Origin of the sequence: Pseudolabrys sp. Root1462, assembly GCF_001426945.1 — a bacterium.
Classification (GTDB): domain Bacteria; phylum Pseudomonadota; class Alphaproteobacteria; order Rhizobiales; family Xanthobacteraceae; genus Pseudolabrys.
This window is the reverse complement of the sequence record NZ_LMFS01000003.1, coordinates 481,367-496,907: the sequence shown is the minus strand read 5'-3', so window position 1 is coordinate 496,907 and position 15,541 is coordinate 481,367. Positions and strand designations below refer to the sequence as shown.

At 59.7% G+C, this 15,541-nt stretch carries 16 protein-coding genes and 1 tRNA gene; 10 read left to right on the top strand and 7 right to left on the bottom strand.

All coding sequences use genetic code 11. The features are described 5' to 3' along the window. The first annotated feature begins 10 nt into the window (after window positions 1–10). The 3 genes from ASD45_RS19125 (at window position 11) to ASD45_RS19110 (ending at window position 5,526) form a co-directional block, all read left to right on the top strand. Window positions 11–1,897: a hypothetical protein gene (locus tag ASD45_RS19125; RefSeq protein ID WP_056913264.1), complete on the top strand. Its 1,887-nt coding sequence runs from the start codon at window positions 11–13 to the stop codon at window positions 1,895–1,897. 578 nt (window positions 1,898–2,475) lie between these two features. After that, window positions 2,476–2,976, top strand: a complete 501-nt coding sequence (locus ASD45_RS19115) for a hypothetical protein (RefSeq protein ID WP_056913262.1) — start codon at window positions 2,476–2,478, stop codon at window positions 2,974–2,976. 459 nt (window positions 2,977–3,435) lie between these two features. After that, on the top strand, window positions 3,436–5,526 hold the full coding sequence (locus tag ASD45_RS19110; RefSeq protein WP_056913261.1) for an AAA family ATPase: 2,091 nt from the start codon (window positions 3,436–3,438) through the stop codon (window positions 5,524–5,526). Here ASD45_RS19110 and ASD45_RS19105 read toward each other — a convergent pair. The 4 genes from ASD45_RS19105 to ASD45_RS19090 form a co-directional block, all read right to left on the bottom strand. Continuing rightward, window positions 5,523–6,233, bottom strand: coding sequence for a hypothetical protein (locus ASD45_RS19105; protein WP_056913260.1), 711 nt, complete (start codon window positions 6,231–6,233; stop codon window positions 5,523–5,525). The two genes, ASD45_RS19110 and ASD45_RS19105, sit on opposite strands and share 4 nt — an antisense overlap. Before the next feature lie 18 nt (window positions 6,234–6,251). Continuing rightward, on the bottom strand, window positions 6,252–6,989 hold the full coding sequence (locus ASD45_RS19100; RefSeq protein ID WP_156380982.1) for a hypothetical protein: 738 nt from the start codon (window positions 6,987–6,989) through the stop codon (window positions 6,252–6,254). A gap of 62 nt (window positions 6,990–7,051) precedes the next feature. After that, window positions 7,052–7,486: a hypothetical protein gene (locus ASD45_RS19095; protein WP_056913258.1), complete on the bottom strand. Its 435-nt coding sequence runs from the start codon at window positions 7,484–7,486 to the stop codon at window positions 7,052–7,054. A 305-nt stretch (window positions 7,487–7,791) separates the two neighbouring features. Beyond that, window positions 7,792–7,881 (bottom strand) — tRNA-Ser (locus ASD45_RS19090). A 128-nt stretch (window positions 7,882–8,009) separates the two neighbouring features. Here ASD45_RS19090 and ASD45_RS19085 point away from each other — a divergent pair. From ASD45_RS19085 to ASD45_RS19055, 7 genes are all read left to right on the top strand, one after another. Further along, a complete protein-coding gene (locus tag ASD45_RS19085) occupies window positions 8,010–9,572 on the top strand; it encodes a DUF4118 domain-containing protein (protein ID WP_056913257.1) in 1,563 nt (520 codons plus the stop codon). Further along, window positions 9,565–10,299, top strand: coding sequence for a response regulator transcription factor (locus tag ASD45_RS19080; RefSeq protein WP_056913256.1), 735 nt, complete (start codon window positions 9,565–9,567; stop codon window positions 10,297–10,299). The genes ASD45_RS19085 and ASD45_RS19080 overlap by 8 nt, the downstream gene beginning before the upstream one ends. Window positions 10,300–10,531: 232 nt before the next feature. Continuing rightward, window positions 10,532–10,969, top strand: coding sequence for a 50S ribosomal protein L21 (gene rplU / locus ASD45_RS19075; protein WP_056913255.1), 438 nt, complete (start codon window positions 10,532–10,534; stop codon window positions 10,967–10,969). A 139-nt stretch (window positions 10,970–11,108) separates the two neighbouring features. Further along, window positions 11,109–11,381, top strand: a complete 273-nt coding sequence (gene rpmA, locus ASD45_RS19070) for a 50S ribosomal protein L27 (RefSeq protein ID WP_056913254.1) — start codon at window positions 11,109–11,111, stop codon at window positions 11,379–11,381. 147 nt (window positions 11,382–11,528) lie between these two features. Next, window positions 11,529–12,128: a GNAT family N-acetyltransferase gene (locus ASD45_RS19065; protein ID WP_156380981.1), complete on the top strand. Its 600-nt coding sequence runs from the start codon at window positions 11,529–11,531 to the stop codon at window positions 12,126–12,128. 20 nt (window positions 12,129–12,148) lie between these two features. After that, window positions 12,149–12,799: an FMN-binding negative transcriptional regulator gene (locus ASD45_RS19060; protein ID WP_056913253.1), complete on the top strand. Its 651-nt coding sequence runs from the start codon at window positions 12,149–12,151 to the stop codon at window positions 12,797–12,799. A 39-nt stretch (window positions 12,800–12,838) separates the two neighbouring features. After that, window positions 12,839–13,225 carry a RidA family protein gene (locus ASD45_RS19055; protein WP_056913252.1) on the top strand — a complete coding sequence of 129 codons (387 nt, stop codon included), beginning with the start codon at window positions 12,839–12,841 and terminating at the stop codon, window positions 13,223–13,225. A gap of 12 nt (window positions 13,226–13,237) precedes the next feature. On the opposite strand, the gene ASD45_RS19050 is transcribed toward ASD45_RS19055, so the two are convergent. From ASD45_RS19050 to ASD45_RS19040, 3 genes are all read right to left on the bottom strand, one after another. Then, window positions 13,238–14,146, bottom strand: coding sequence for a DMT family transporter (locus tag ASD45_RS19050; protein ID WP_056913251.1), 909 nt, complete (start codon window positions 14,144–14,146; stop codon window positions 13,238–13,240). 76 nt (window positions 14,147–14,222) lie between these two features. Beyond that, window positions 14,223–14,984 (bottom strand): anti-sigma factor, encoded by a 762-nt coding sequence (locus tag ASD45_RS19045; RefSeq protein WP_056913250.1) that lies wholly within the window; start codon window positions 14,982–14,984, stop codon window positions 14,223–14,225. Further along, window positions 14,981–15,535 (bottom strand): sigma-70 family RNA polymerase sigma factor, encoded by a 555-nt coding sequence (locus ASD45_RS19040; RefSeq protein WP_056913249.1) that lies wholly within the window; start codon window positions 15,533–15,535, stop codon window positions 14,981–14,983. The genes ASD45_RS19045 and ASD45_RS19040 overlap by 4 nt, the downstream gene beginning before the upstream one ends. Window positions 15,536–15,541: the final 6 nt, after the last annotated feature.

The following is a 15,541-nucleotide window of genomic DNA, read 5'->3' as shown; positions in this document are numbered from 1 at the left end:
AGACGAAGTCATGACGAAAAGCGCCACCGACAATTCCGCCACCTTCGTTGGCCTCGCCCCTAAACACGGCTGGGACCACGCGGTTGACTTCTATCCGGCGCAAGAGATTGTCCGCGAGTATTCCATCCCCGATGACGATCACAGCGCCGTGCCTGCCGTGGAAGCCATGGCGAAGCGGGTGCGGGAATACGGCATCCACACCCACCTTCTCGCGGACTGGATTCTGGAACTCCTAAAGCCCACCAAATCGAAGGATTGGCTTCTAGCCGTCCTGATTAGTGCTTATCGGAAGCTCAAGGAAGTGCCCGGCCGGCGCAGCGCCTTCAAGCCGGAAGTCTTCCCCGATGATGACGAATTCGATTTTGAGCCGAAGAAGCCGGACCCGATCACATACGACCAGCTCCGCCTTCCTGCCATGCTGGATCACGTTGAAGCGTGCCTGCGCGCCGCTGGCACCGACATTTTCCAGATGGAAGGCCGGTTGGTTCATACCTACAGCGTTGAAGCGGACTCGGCTGACGATGACGCCGTGCGGCGCAAGGCCGGCGCGCTCATTGTCAATGACGTGGCCCCGCTTCGGTTACTCGAATATACCATTGAACACGTCCCCTTCATTAAGGCCGGCAAGAAGGGCGTTCTGACGCCTTACGCGCCGCCGATCAGTCTCGCCAACCATTATCTCGCCCGGGAAGACAAATGGCGGCTGCCGATGTTGCGCGGCGTGATCGAAATCCCGACCTTGCGGCAAGACGGCACGCTGGTCGTTGAGGACGGCTATGACGAAGAGTCAGGGCTTCTTCTCAATATGCGAGGCGTCGAATTTCCGACCATCAAGGATGAGCCCACGGAGGCCGAAGCCAAGGCCGCTCTAGCGACCCTCAAAACCGTCATAAAGGATTTTCCGTTTGTCGCCGACGAGAATGGGCATAGCCCCAGCCGGTCGGTGATGTTGTCCCTGATCTTGACAGCCCTTGTACGGCGGTCGCTTCCTTCCGCGCCGATGCACGGCTTCCGCGCGCCGACCATGGGCACCGGCAAGACACTTGCCGTTAACGTCGCCTCCATGATCGCGACTGGCCGCGAGATTACGGCGATGAGCCAAGGCCCGAACGAAGAGGAAGACGAAAAACGGCTCTTTTCGGTTTTGCTCAAGGGCGATCCGATGGTGCTGATTGACAACGTCACGCGGCCGATAAGCGGCAATGCGCTTTGTACGGTCCTGACTGAGGACACGTGGCAATCGCGGTTTCTTGGCGAGAGCAAAAACAAGACCGTTCGGACCAACGCCACATTTGCAGCGAGCGGGAATAACATGACCTTCAAGGGCGATATGACCACGCGCGCCTTGCTTTGCTGCCTCGACGCCGGGCTTGAAAAGCCGGAGACGCGGCGCTTCGACGTGGACCTCAAAGTGGAAGTGCCAAAGCGACGGCCGGAGCTTGTCGTCGCCGGCATCACCGTGTTGCGCGCCTTCGTGGTGGCAGGCCGGCCGGGCCTATCTAGATTGGTCCCCTTCGGTCGCTTTGAGCATTGGAGCAATCTGGTGCGTGGAGCGCTGGTGTGGCTTGGCGAGGCCGATCCGGTCGCGAGCCGCGAGCTTATCGCTCGTGACGATCCGGAACGCGGCGACCTTGGCGCACTCATAGCCGCGATTGCTGACTGCACCTTCGGTCCGTTCACGGCTGGCGATATCGTGAAAGCGGCTGAGGACGACTACGATAGCCCGCTTCGTGATGCGATGGAGAGCGCGATCCCCGGGTACAATAAGAAGTCGGTGTCGTCTTATCTACAGAAGTACCAAGGTCGGATCGTGGACGGCCTGAAGATCAAGGGATGGTTCAGCACTCGCGGAAAGCGCTGGCAGTTCCAAATAGTGCCGGCCACTAAGGACGGGTGATGCGGGTGATGACGGGTCATTTTTCGGCCAACGTCGATTCAGATACGTCTTACCCCATTTTTAAGAGTAGGATTGGCTGGAAAACTACCCGTCATCACCCGCATCACCCGTCCTTTGGACCTCATGAGCGGCCGTTCGAGTAATTCGCGCCCGACAACAAATAGATTTATTCCCATAGCGCCTAGAGGGAGGGGCCCTAGGGTCCTTCCCCGGCGAAAAGCAATGCGGGTAAATTCGGCGTGCCCAGCGCTTGTTTCGATGAGCTTGAATAAATGATACCGAAATTGAGTACGCAATTTCCGATACCTTTATTATTCGATATTTCCGATGCCTAAATTCACTACGCACTCGCTGGTTTAATTCGTACATTGGCGCAAGCGCTAATTTCCGATACCTTTATCGGATGAAGAAGAGCGCGAAGCGGAAGGCCGGACGGCCTAAGATCGGCGAGCGGATTCTTATGATCCTGCCCGCTGACTTGATCCGTCGCATTGATGAGTTCGCCGCAGACAATTTTGGCATGTCGCGGCCGGACGCCGTTCGCGCGCTTTTGGAGCTTGGGCTAGAAGGGGATCACGATGACGCTTAATTCACGCGGCCGTCCGTCGAAGGGCGGCCCGAAGCCGCAGATAAACGTGAAGCTGAACGAAGCTGTGTTCGCGAAGATCAAAGCTCGCGCCGATGCCGACTTCACGTCCCCGTCCACCTTGGTGGCCGAAGTAGTCGAAGCTGCGTTCAGCGGCCGTGACACAGTAGCGGCAACCGGCGGCGAAGGCGGCCTTGGAGACACTCGCGCCGAAGCCGCGAAGCTGGACTTGGAAATCAAGCGCACGCGGTTCGATCAAGCACGGGGTCAGCTTGTCCGCGTCGAAAATGTTTTGCAGTTTTACCACAACCGGCTATTGGAAATTAAGTCACGCGGCGTGGCTTTCGTCAATGAAGTCGCGCGCGAGACAGGGCTAAACGGCCGCGATCTTACGGGACGGTACCTCTCCGCAATGTCTGGTTCAGACAGCGTGCCCGAAAAGGAAGTTCGCGACGAAGCCACCGCATTCGCCAAGGCACCGCCGGCTGTGTAACAAAAGCGCGCTACAAAGGCTTATGGCTCGGCTTTATCGGCGCTAGCACCTGCCCGCCAAAACGGCTTTCGAAGGCGGTGGCGTCTGCGTGACTGACGAAGCACCAACGCACAAAGTCTCTATCGTTCCGCCGTCGAAATCCGCCACGGCGAACTTCTATTCGGCGCTCTTGGTGGAAGTCGTAAATCAAGTCCAGCGTCCGTCCTAGGCCGCCCTCCGGCAGAGACATTTCGACGATGTGCGGAAACTCGCGCTCATTGGCACGCACGGTTCGTTCGCCCTTTCGCCGCGTCATGGAGCAGACCTCAACGGAATGATAAAGGCCAGGTAGTGGGGCGGTAGGATTGCGTCCCTTCGGATACGCCCACCTTTTAAGAAGATGCACTAACTGACCGATTCCCCCTCGGTTGGCGAATCGCTGTATATTGCTCGCTTTGGTTGCCAAGGGGGACCTGAGTTATGCGCCTTCTCAAGTTTAAAGTGACCAATTTCCGTTCTGTTATTGATAGCGGCTGGATCGATGCCGAACGGGTCACCGCCTTAATTGGGGTCAATGAATCCGGTAAAACCAATTTACTCCTACCCCTTTGGAAACTGAATCCGGCTCGCGAAGGCGAAATTAAACCCACGTCGGATTATCCCAAGGGCAATTTCGCTGCCGTTCGGGCAAACCCCGGTTCATTTGTCTTTGTCACCGCGCGGTTTGATGTTGCAGAACTAGCCGCGCATCTGTCTTCGATCACGGGCGTCAAGGCCGATCATCTTTCTGTTGTCGACGTGAGCCGTACTTTTGATGGCGAGTATCACCTTGAGTTCCCAAAATACAAACCGGCTTTAGAGATAGAAATTGACGTAGTGCGAGATTTAGTCGACAGCGCGATAGACGATATAAATGCAATCCCAGTGGTCGAGGGCGAGAAGGCGACGAAGGACGCTCTGCTAGAAGCTCTGGAAGCGGCCAAGAACATGGTCGCAAGCGGCACGCCCTTAAACGCCACCCGCATAGCCGAAATTGCCGATGCCCTGAAAGATGCCCTTCCAAAGACGCCGGCCGCCAATAGCTCGATAGTGCCGCGCTTCAACAGACTCTTGGCCTCTTCCGATTCTCTACAGTCACAATTGAACGTGCTTCAGCCGGCAAGGGCTGACGGGGTCAAGGACTTTTTAATCGAAGCCCTGCCTCGATTTGTTTATTATTCAAATTACGGCAACTTGGATTCCGAGATTTATCTTCCTCATGTAGTCGAAAATTTAAAACGCGAAGATCTTGGCGCGCGCGAGGCCGCCAAGGCTCGCACGCTGCGGGTCCTGTTCAGCTTTGTACAATTGGAGCCCGAGGAAGTTTTGGAAATGGGCCGAGACTTCCGGCACCCTGAAGGCAAAAAGCCTAGCGAAGCGCAGATTGCAGAAATTGCGACGAAAAAGCGAGAGCGAACGATCCTATTGAATTCCGCTGGTACCGACCTCACGAAACGCTTTCGCGACTGGTGGAAGCAGGGAGACTACACGTTTGAATTCCAAGCAGACGGAGACCATTTTAGGATTTGGGTGAGTGACCAGCGCAGGCCCGAAAAAGTTGAACTGGAAGATCGTAGCAGCGGGCTCCAATGGTTCTTGAGCTTCTATCTCGTGTTTTTGGTAGAAAGTAGCCGCGACCACCGCAATGCAATCTTGTTGCTCGATGAGCCCGGCCTATCGTTGCATCCGCTTGCGCAACGCGATCTGTCAGCATTCTTCGAAAGCTTAGCAACGACCAATCAAATCGTTTACACAACTCATTCGCCCTTCCTTGTGGACGCCGACTTGCTTGACAGGGTTCGGAAGGTGTTCGTTGCCGCAGACGGCTCCACGAAGGCCTCTGCTGATCTTCGGCAGGGCAACGACAACCCTAGGAAATCTGGGGCAACATACGCAATCTATTCGGCCCTTAACATGAACGTGGCTGAGAGCATCCTTTACGGTTGCCATCCCGTTATCGTGGAGGGGCCATCAGATCAGCATTACCTTGCGACGATAAAGTCCCTCCTTATCGGCGGGCAAAAAATAAGTCCGAAGCGAGAACTCGTTTTTCCCCCGTCCCATGGGGCAAAGAATGCGAAAGTAGTGGCGAGCATTCTAACTGGCCGAGATGAGACGCTGCCCGTAATGCTCCTTGACGGAGACGCCGCCGGTCGAAAAATGGCGACCGATATGAAGAATGGTCTTTATCAGCAAGCTAAAGACAGAGTGCTCTCAACAGATGCATATGCCGATTTTGAAGCTTCCGAGATCGAAGACTTATTTCCTGCATCATTTCTGGCGGACGTAGTGGATCGCTGGGAACGTCGTTCAGATGTTAGATTCAGCGATGTATTGAAAGCAGGCAGCCCGATTGTCCCGCAGATTGAGAAATGGGCGGAGGGCGAAGGCCTCACCTTCGAAGAAGGATGGAAGGTCGATCTTGCGAGAGAGGTTAAAAAACGAGCGCTGAATATAGGCCTTGAAAAGTTCGAAGCCGAAACAGTCTCGAAGTGGACCCGACTATTCACCGACTTTTTCAGAGACCACTAGGCCATAGGATCGCGCCGGCCCGACATTATTGCAATTAGATTCGTCGCCGAAATGGTAGCTTCGACGCAAAACGCGGCGTCGCGGAATGTAGCTGTTCGCTTGTGTTGAAGATGAAGCGCAAGATCAATCGCAGCGCGCGCATGCTTGCGCACATATTCATTCGCGCTACCCACCAATGTCGAAGCAACATACGCTTCAAGCATCCGCTTGGCGTCGGTCAAGCTCGCTTTTACGCCGTCGATTGTGGGATGATCTTCCGGGCGAAATACCGCTTGTCCGAGAGAAATTAACATCTCGCGACACAAGAGCCCGACAGCTTGAAACTGCTCTTCATTTTCAGCCGATGCTAACCGATTGCGTAGCTCGTTCGCCGTTCGGTCTACACGATTCCATCCCGTCGCCTCATATGCAACTGCCGGACCGGCTTGAACTAGCTTTATGAGCGGCGAGAACAAGGTCGCAACGTATTCGCGTCGCGAACGATAATTCTTCAATGATTCGGTACCGCTCCAATGACCGTGCCACTGCCAAAGGTCACGATATGGCAAACTGTTCTCAATACTTCGACTCGAAAGCTCGACATTAACAGCGTCAAACCTTCGGATGAATTCATACTGAACATCTTGGATTCGCAGGCCGCCAGTGGCGACCGAAATCATAATGGCCTTCAGGCGGTCAAGTTCTTGGATCAGCTCCGCGGTCGTCATTCGCCACCATTGAGCCGGTTATAACTCGCGGGGCCATTTTTCATACATCTGCGCCCGTAAGGCTTGATAAACAGATTTGGGCCCGTGACATATTATTTTGCGGTCAATGCCACCTGTTTGGAAATATGCGACACCGAGCAGGCGAAGTTGCTTTAGATGTTTCTCGTTATTTGTATATGCCCTCCAAAGTCCTCCGCCGCTTGTACCGCCATAGCTAACCGGAAGTCGAAATCCGTTTTCTGGAAGCGGATCAAATTGGTAGCGATCAAAGCCATGAAGAGCCTCAATCTCTGTTACGACGCCCACGTTATGCAGTCCGCTTAGCGTCGTAACCCGCAAATTGGCCACGTCGCGAACTGGCTCCTTCCACTCGCCGATGGTTCCCAGCACAGCGTCAATGGACTCGGACGCCTCCAGTGGGGCCGGCGCGAAGGCCGAAGCGGCTTGCTTCTCAAAGTTTGCGAAAGAGCTGTTGGCGGCTAAGGCTTCGGCAAGCGTGATGGGAATACGGAGAAAAGCCAGATCGGGGCCTTCTTCTCCGAATGGACCATCCCCCATGTGGACGTGATCAAGATAACGGATTTCGACCCGCAGTCTTTGCGATTGCTCCATACGCACCGGAAACTCTAAGAGCCCGATTTCGCGCTCTCTTAGAATGACTTGTAATACGTGCGCGGCAGTCAAAATGCCCTTTACGCTTCCGGCGTCAATTAAGGTGCCGGAGCCCAAGAGTTCGGCCTTGGCGGCCAGCCGCACAAATCCGACTGTATAGTGCCCTAGGTCTAATGGGGGAGGCATACGAAATTGCCTTTTCAAGCTTAAGCTTGCGGCAAGGGCGCTTCGACTTGATTGTCTCCGCGCCCGATCCGACTCCAAGCTTCTCGAAATTTTATATCTGCATATTGCTTACGCGGCAGCCAATAAGCGCGGCTCCCATTCTTGTCCTGAACGGCGCGCTTCCTGACTTCTCCGGGCTTCATGATGAAGCATTCCGGATTGGTCGCAACTTTTGAAATGATGATCCACCAATCGCCAAGCAGATTGTCTAGCGGCTTGATACCGAGCGGGATGGCGCTCGCCTTCGAAAGCGTCTTGACCTGAATGCCCAGATATTTGTCGGCATTGGCGTCATAGGCGAGCAAGTCTATACCCCGCGCATTCCTAGCTGTGGGCATGACATTCCAGCCGTATCGCGACAATTGGTAGGCCGCGAAGTACATCCCAACATTTCCGGTGACTTGTTGCTTTGACATCCTCGCTCTCCGCTTAAGGCGGCCCCGCGCAAGCCTGCCATCCCGATTCTATGGAAACTTTGTTACCTGAACCTCTGGGCTGGGGGACGCCGATTGGGCCGGGAACGTCCCCCGAATGTGCCTGCTAGCCACAGGCGTGGGCACTGGTGCGCTTGATGGACGAAGGGCGGTGAGCCCCGGACCGGGAGCAATCGCGCCCTCGCGCGGCCAATTTTCAATAGCTAGCCGGCAGTGGGGCTATTAGTGGGGTACGAGAAAGTGATGAAAAAATAATATCAAAGACTTCAATAGGTTAAAAGAAAAACTGGCGGAGAGGGAGGGATTCGAACCCCCGATACGGTTGCCCGTATGCCGCATTTCGAGTGCGGTGCTTTCAACCGCTCAGCCACCTCTCCGGAGCCCAATCGGGCCTCAAAAGGCCCCAATTGGACGGCGCTGTGTAACCAACAGAAGCGAGACAAACAAGGGCCGTCGAGCGTATAAATGCCTAGGCCTTAAGAAATCGGCACCAGCCCGCCAGCCTATGCCCGACACCGTCAAATTCGCCGGCTTGCGCAAGGAACTTCGTCCGCTTTTGCTGACGACGCTCCTCGTCGTCGCCATTTCGGTGGTGATTCTCGGCGTTGTTTGGACCACCGGGCTGACGCGAGGTTCGGTGCTCTACCTTGTTCCGGTGATCATCGCCGCGACGCGCTGGGGCATTGTGTCGTCCCTGTACGCCGCCGCTGCCGGCGTGCTGTGCTCGGCCTTCTTCTTTTTCCCACCGCTGTACAGCTTCCGCATCCGCGACCCGCAGGAATTCATCAATCTCATCCTGTTCGTCTTCGTCGCGATCCTGGTCAGCCAGTTGGCGGCCCGGCTGAAGGGCCAATTGGAGATTTCGCGCCAGCGTGAAATCGACATGCGCGACCTGTACGCCTTCTCACGACGGCTTGCGGTCGCCTTCGACGTGCCGGACATTCAGGCGGCGATCGAGAACCATCTCACTGCGGCCATCCAGCGCCGCGTCGTGCTGTTCGCGAATGCGCGCGACGCCGCTGCGGCCGCGAGCCAGCGCACCGGCAACACCCTTCCGCCGCATGTGCTCGCGCAGATCGCCGCCACCGACCGGCCAGGTTCGGCCAGGGACATCGGGCTGACCGTCGCCAGCGTCACGGCGACCAACGGTGATATCTGGCTGGTGCGACCTGTCTCGCCGAAGAGTCCGGAATTCGGCGTCGTCGCCATCAATCTCGGCCAGCCGTCCAAGGACGACATCGACGATATGCGGGTGCGGGTCGATAATGTGCTCGCCGATGCCACTGCGACGCTGGAACGCCTCGGCGTCGCCCAGGCTATCAACGAAGCGCGCATGCGTTCGCAGACCGACGAACTGCGCGAGGCGCTGATCGGTTCGGTGAGCCACGAACTGCGCACACCGCTCGCGTCCATTCTCGGCGCCGCTACCGTGCTCAGCAGCGCACCGGCGCTCGCTGGCGAACCGAAGCTGCAGGCCCTTGTGGCGGACGTTCGAACCGAGGCCGAACGCCTCAATGACGACATTCAGAATTTGATCGACGCCACGCAGATTTCCAGCAACGGTGTCAGGCCGAGCCTGGAATGGGCCGATCCGCGCGATATTCTCGACAGCGCGATGGAGCGCTGCCGCAAGCGGCTTGCCGACCACAAACTCGTTCTGAACCTGCCGCACGATCTGCCGCTGATCCATGTCGATCCGGTGCTGGTGAAGCGGGCTCTGGTGCAGATTTTCGACAATGCCGGTAAGTACTCTCCGCCCGGGACCGCGATCACGATCGCCGCCCGCGCCCGCGACGGCCACATGATCATGAGCGTCAGCGACGAAGGCGCCGGCCTTACGGCCGCCGAACAGCCGCATATCTGGGACCGTTTCGCGCGCGGCGAGCGCATGGCCGCGGCGACCAGCGGTTCGGGCCTAGGCCTTTGGATCGCCAGATCTTTTATTGCCGCCAATGGCGGCGAGATGAACGCCGTCAGCGATGGTCCCGGCAAGGGCACGACGATGGCAATCGACCTGCCGGTGGCGCAAGCCGCCGTGCACTCCATGGAAAGTGACTCCGATGAGTGAGCCCTCCCCGATCGTTCTGATTGTTGACGACGAAATCCAGATCCGGCGTTTCCTGCGCACCGGTTTCGAGCTCAATGGCTTCGTTGTTCATGAGGCCGGCACCGGCGCCGAAGCCATACGCGCGGCGACGCTGCGGCCGATCGACATCGTCATCGTCGATCTCGGCCTGCCCGACATGGACGGCTCGGAGGTGGTCGAGCGCATCCGCTCCTGGTCCACGGTGCCGATCATCGTGCTGTCGGTGCGCTCCACGGAAGCGCAGAAGGTGCGGCTGCTCGAACTGGGCGCCGACGACTACGTCGTGAAGCCGTTTGGCATCGCCGAGTTGATGGCGCGCGTGCGGGTCGCGTTGCGCCGGCAGTTGCGCGCCGCCTCGGGCGAGCCCTCGGTCACGGTGGGCCCGCTGACCATCGATCTGGCCGCCCGCGCGGTGACGCTCAACGGCCAGCGTCTCACGCTGACGCCGAAGGAATACCGGCTGCTCCAGGTGCTCGCTCAGCATGCCGGCAACGTCGTCACCCACCAGCACCTGCTCAAGGACGTCTGGGGTTCGATCCACATGCAGGACACCCACTACCTGCGCATCTTCGTGCGCAAGCTGCGCCAGAAGATCGAACCGACCCCCGACTCGCCGAAGATCCTGGTCACGGAGCTCGGCGTCGGCTACCGGCTGGCTCACGCCAGCGAGGCCGAAAACGGCGCGCCGGCGCCCGTGACGGTGTCCTGAAGGGGTTAACCTCGGGGCCACCTACGGCGGCCCGCCGGGCAAAATCGCTCCATTTCCTTGACATTTGCCGCCTTTTCCCGGCATAACCCGCCGTCTGCGGACCTTTTTGAGGTCCGCATACTTGTTCAGGGTGCTTAAGCCCCTGAATTCATACGCAAAACAAGACTGACAAGAAGCCGGTCCAGGGCCTCCGGGCGCTGAGACGCGGATTTGAACACGAAGGAAAAAAACGATGTTCGCAGTCATCAAAGCCGGCGGTAAGCAGTACCGCGTTGTGGCTGAAGATGTGATCCGGATCGACCGCCAGGCGGGCGAACCGGGCGATGTGATTGAATTTGGCGAAGTTTTGCTGGTCGGCGGTGACAATCCGCAGGTCGGCGTGCCGACCGTGTCGGGCGCCACCGTGGCCGGCGTGGTCGTGAACCACGAGCGCGGCGACAAGGTCATCGCGTTCAAGAAGCGCCGCCGCAAGAATTCGCGCCGCAAGCGCGGTTTTCGGCACGAATTCTCGGTGATCCGCATCACCGAAATCCTGACGGACGGCAAGAAGCCGTCGAAGACGCCGCCGGAAAAGCCGAAGCGCGTCGCCAAGCCGAAGGCCGAAGGCGAAGCCGCCCCGGCCGAGCCGAAGAAAAAGGCCGCGAAAAAGCCGGCTAAAAAGGCCGAATAAGCGGCTGGCGGCTCTGAGCCGCGGCAAAAAGGCCACGCTGCGGCGAAACCTAGGTCGCCGTGGCGGTAGGTAAGAATTAGTGACGTGATTCCGACAAGGAATCGGTGTAACCAGTAACGGAATTCGAGAGAGCCCAGTTATGGCGCACAAAAAAGCAGGCGGTTCATCCCGCAACGGTCGCGACTCTGATGGTCGCCGTCTTGGTCTGAAGAAGTCCGGTGGTCAGCTCGCGACCGCCGGCAACATCATTGCGCGTCAGCGCGGCACCGTGTGGCATCCCGGCCGTAATGTAGGCATGGGCAAGGATCACACGCTGTTCGCACTCGTCGATGGAAAAGTTCAGTTCGCTACCAAAGCCAAAGGCCGCACCTACATTTCGGTTGTCCCGACGATGGAAGCAGCGGCTGAATAAACGGTAGACCAAAATTCGAGGTCTGCCGGTCACCAAGTCAAACCGGCAGGGCTCATCGAGGCTCTGAGAGGGGGAGACGGGTGACCGGCTCCCCCTCATCGCTTTTGGACCCGGGAGCGGCCTGGGTCCGACATCGGAGCCTGAGCCATGACACTGCTGGAAGAAATACCGAGCGGAACCTTCCGCGAAGCGAGTATCCCCGTCCTCGAGACCGAGCGGCTGACGATGCGCGCGCCGCGTCTCGCGGACGCTAAAACGGTATCGATGCTCGCAGCAGACCGTCGTATTGCCGAAAACACCGCGCGTATCCCGCATCCGTATCGTTTGTCGGATGCCGAGAATTTCATTGCCGGCGCCAACAAGCCTGGCGGCGAGCAGGTCTATCTCATTACGCTTCGCGACAAGGCGGTCATCGGCGCCTGCAGCATCGCCCAGCAGGACGGTGCGCCCGAGATCGGTTACTGGCTCGGCTCCGACTACTGGGGCAAGGGCTACGCCACCGAGGCGGTGCACGCGCTCATCGACTACGCCTTCACCGATCTGGGCTACGACGCCCTGCATGCCGGTGCGCGGGTGACCAACCCGGCGTCGCGGCGCGTGCTCGAGAAGTGCGGCTTTCAGTGGACCGGCGTCGGCCTCTACCGGATCCACTCGATCAAGTCGTCGGCGCCGATCGATCGCTTCCGGCTCGAGCAGCGCATCTGGTCCGCGCTCAAGGGCTGGGCCGCGCTCAAGCGGGTGTCCTAGGCGGTGCATGGAGACATGACATGTACCAGCCTCTGCATTTCCGCGAAGAGCGGCTCGACGTCCTGCACGCGCTCATTCGTTCGCATCCCCTCGGCCTGCTGATCACCGCAGGTCCGGGCGGGTTGCAGGCGAACCACGTGCCGCTCCTGCTCGACGCCAATTCGTCCGAACGGGGCACATTGCGCGCGCACCTTGCCCGCGCCAATCCGCAGGTGCAGGAGCTTGCGGCCGTCTCTGAATGTCTTGTCGTGTTTCAGGGGCCGCAGCACTACATCAGCCCGTCGCTCTATCCGACCAAACACGAGACCGGCAAGGTCGTGCCGACCTGGAACTACATCACGGTCCAGGCTTACGGCGCCCCGCGCGTCGTCGATGATGCTGGATGGCTCCGGCAGCAGATCGGCGATCTGACGCGCCATCAGGAAGGCCCGCGCGCCGCGCCGTGGCAGGTCGAAGATGCGCCCGACAGTTTCATTGCCGCGCAGATCAAGGGCATCATCGGTCTGGAAATTCCACTCGCGCGTCTCGACGGCAAATGGAAGGTCAGCCAGAACCGTCCGGCCATCGACCAGGTCGGCGTTGCCTCAGGGCTCCGCGGTCTCGGCGCCGATGCGAACGCCATGGCCGACGAAGTCGTTGCGCGCGGCAAACCCACGCGTGCGACGAATTAGATCTCCGTTCAACGCACTCCTATCGATGCGGAGTAATCAATGGAACGCAAACTCATCTCCTCCGGCGCCGTCTTCGAATCCAAGATCGGCTTCTCGCGCGCGGTGCGCGTCGGCCCGCATATCGCCGTCTCCGGCACTGCGCCGATCGCGCCGGGAGGCGGCGTCGCCTGCCCGGGCGATCTTTACGGCCAGACCTTGCGCTGTCTTGAGATCATTGAGACCGCGATCAAGCAAGCCGGCGGCAAACGCGACCATGTCATTCGCACGCGCATCTTTCTCAAGGAGATGACGAACTGGGAAGACGCCGGCCGCGCCCATGGCGAGTTCTTCCGCGACATCCGCCCGGCTTCGACCATGATCCAGATCGTGCAGGCGATCGATCCGGGCTGGCTTGTCGAGATCGAGGCGGACGCGATCGTAACTTAGTCGACCGCAAGCTCAGGCCGGCGGCGGCTCGTTGAATGCCGGCGGCTTGGCGAGGCGCTGCTCGCGGATGAAAATGTAGAATCCCGAGGCGATGATGATGCCGGCGCCGATCAGCATGTGCTCCGACGGCACGTCGCCGAAGAAGATGTAGCCGAGCAGCACCGCCCAGACGATGCTCGTATACTGATACGGCACGACCACCGAGGCCGGCGCCATGCCGATCGCGCGGTTGATGCAGAGAAACGCCGTCATGGCCACGGCGCCGAGCAGCGCCAGCAGGCCGGCGTCAAACCAGCTCACCGCCACCCAGGTAAACGGCGCGGTCACCGCCCCGAAGACCAGCGCGGCGATGATCTGCGTCCCGACCAGCACGACATCCGACGTGCCGCGCACCAGCCGTGTGCACACCATGAAGATCGAGAACGACAGGCTGCCGGCGATGGCGACCAGCGCATGCGGCGAGAACGCGCCGCTGCTCGGCCCGAGCGCAATCATCACGCCGACGAAGCCGGCGAGCACCGCCATCCAGCGCCGCCAGCCGACGTGCTCGCCGAGCAGGAACGGCGACACCGCCGTCACATAGATCGGCCCGGCGAGATAGAACGTCATGGTGTCGGCGAGCGACATGCCCGACAGCGCCCAATAGAAACAGGCGACTTCGAACGTGGCGAAGGCGGCGCGCAGCACCTGAAGCCAGGGCCGCGGCGCATTGAAGAAGGCGCCGATCCCGACTTTAGCGATGAAGGGCGACAGGATGATGATCGCGGAAATGCTGCGCAGCAGCAGCACCTGACCCACCGAATACGTGCTGATGAGCCACTTGCCCATGGTGTCGTTGACGGCGAAGAAGAAAATGCCGATCAGCATCAAGGCGATGCCGCCGACGGCGTGCTCACGGCGGCTCTGCGTCTGCGTGGTCATGGCAGCCGTATATACGCGCGCCGGTAGCACGCCAATAGCGCGTCACCGGAACGCCGCGACGGCCCACAGCCGCAGTTCAGCTCTGCTGCGCCAGGCGAGCCGCAGCGGTGAACCTGGCAACGAACTCCTCGAGTTCTTCGCGATTGATGTCGCTGATGGCGAGCAGCGCCAGGCCGTTGTCGCTCCAGCGGATGACATTGAAGCCTTGCACCACCTCGAACTGGGGCGTGCTTGAAGCCCCGTCGGCGCCTTGTCGCACGAACAGATTGATGACATGGACGCGGCGGCGGTAGACGATCGCCGCAGCCGGCTTGCCGTCGATGAAGTCGAGCCGGCCTCCGATCAGGGTGAAGCCCTGGGCGGTCAAATCGACCACCGGTGGCGCGAGGTCGATGCGGCCGTTGAACCACGGCTTCACCGTGTGCTGATCGGTCGATAGTACATCGGTCAAATGGTCCGCCTGCAGCGAGCGCAGATGCGCCGAGATCGCTTCGCCCACCACGATGCTATCGCGATCCTGCCGCAGAATGACGATACCCACGCTCGCCGCCGCGAGCGCCGACAGCGCACCGCCGGCGACAAAGCCCTTGAGCAAGGCGCGGCGGTCGGTCTTCGCCGGCGACGGTACGACGCGCTCGATGCTGGCGCGCAACGACGCCGGCGCGGCGTGACGCAGGCCCTGCACCGGCATGGCGTCGTGCAAGTCGCGCAACGCCGCCAGTTGCGCGGCGCAGCGCGCGCAGCCAGCGACATGTGCTTCGACATCGCGCGCGTGACCAGCATCGAGTTCGCCGTCGATCAGCGCGTGGATGAGCACCTCGGCCTCATCGCAGGTCATGTGTCCTTCTCCTCGGCAAGCCATGCCGCGCGCAACAAGGCCCGGGCCCGCGCCAGCCGCGACATCACCGTTCCGACCGGAACGCCAACCACGTCGGCAATCTCTCGATAGCTTAGATCGTTGATTTCGCGCAGCACCAACGTCTCACGATACGCCTCCGGCAGGCGCGCGATCAGATCCTGCACCGCGACCGCGTCGAGACGACGCAATGTCTCGGTTTCCGGCGACGGCGGATCGTCCCACAGTCCTTCGCTCTTCTGTTCGGCGATATCCTCTTCGCCACCGGTCACGACGATCGACGCATTGCGCCGGGCATATTCGGCGCGGCACACATTGCGCAGAATAGCGAGCAGCCACGGCTTGATCGAACCGCCCCGGAAGCTCGCGAAGTGCCGGAAGGCGCGCAGATAGCACTCCTGAACCGCGTCTTCGGCGTCGTGCGAATCGCGCAGTAGATAGCGGGCCAGCGTGTAGACGTCGTCGAGATATGGCAACGCCGCGGCGCGAAAGCGCTGCGCCGCGTCGTCACCTTTATTGAAGTCCGGCGCCATCATGTC

Bases quoted from the DNA above. Each gene is read 5' to 3' on its own strand.
- ASD45_RS19125 (WP_056913264.1), top strand. From the start codon at position 11: ATGACGAAAAGCGCCACCGACAATTCCGCCACCTTCGTTGGCCTCGCC.
- ASD45_RS19115 (WP_056913262.1), top strand. From the start codon at position 2,476: ATGACGCTTAATTCACGCGGCCGTCCGTCGAAGGGCGGCCCGAAGCCG.
- ASD45_RS19110 (WP_056913261.1), top strand. From the start codon at position 3,436: ATGCGCCTTCTCAAGTTTAAAGTGACCAATTTCCGTTCTGTTATTGAT.
- ASD45_RS19105 (WP_056913260.1), bottom strand. From the start codon at position 6,233: ATGACGACCGCGGAGCTGATCCAAGAACTTGACCGCCTGAAGGCCATT.
- ASD45_RS19095 (WP_056913258.1), bottom strand. From the start codon at position 7,486: ATGTCAAAGCAACAAGTCACCGGAAATGTTGGGATGTACTTCGCGGCC.
- ASD45_RS19085 (WP_056913257.1), top strand. From the start codon at position 8,010: ATGCCCGACACCGTCAAATTCGCCGGCTTGCGCAAGGAACTTCGTCCG.
- ASD45_RS19080 (WP_056913256.1), top strand. From the start codon at position 9,565: ATGAGTGAGCCCTCCCCGATCGTTCTGATTGTTGACGACGAAATCCAG.
- rplU (WP_056913255.1), top strand. From the start codon at position 10,532: ATGTTCGCAGTCATCAAAGCCGGCGGTAAGCAGTACCGCGTTGTGGCT.
- rpmA (WP_056913254.1), top strand. From the start codon at position 11,109: ATGGCGCACAAAAAAGCAGGCGGTTCATCCCGCAACGGTCGCGACTCT.
- ASD45_RS19065 (WP_156380981.1), top strand. From the start codon at position 11,529: ATGACACTGCTGGAAGAAATACCGAGCGGAACCTTCCGCGAAGCGAGT.
- ASD45_RS19060 (WP_056913253.1), top strand. From the start codon at position 12,149: ATGTACCAGCCTCTGCATTTCCGCGAAGAGCGGCTCGACGTCCTGCAC.
- ASD45_RS19055 (WP_056913252.1), top strand. From the start codon at position 12,839: ATGGAACGCAAACTCATCTCCTCCGGCGCCGTCTTCGAATCCAAGATC.
- ASD45_RS19050 (WP_056913251.1), bottom strand. From the start codon at position 14,146: ATGACCACGCAGACGCAGAGCCGCCGTGAGCACGCCGTCGGCGGCATC.
- ASD45_RS19045 (WP_056913250.1), bottom strand. From the start codon at position 14,984: ATGACCTGCGATGAGGCCGAGGTGCTCATCCACGCGCTGATCGACGGC.
- ASD45_RS19040 (WP_056913249.1), bottom strand. From the start codon at position 15,535: ATGGCGCCGGACTTCAATAAAGGTGACGACGCGGCGCAGCGCTTTCGC.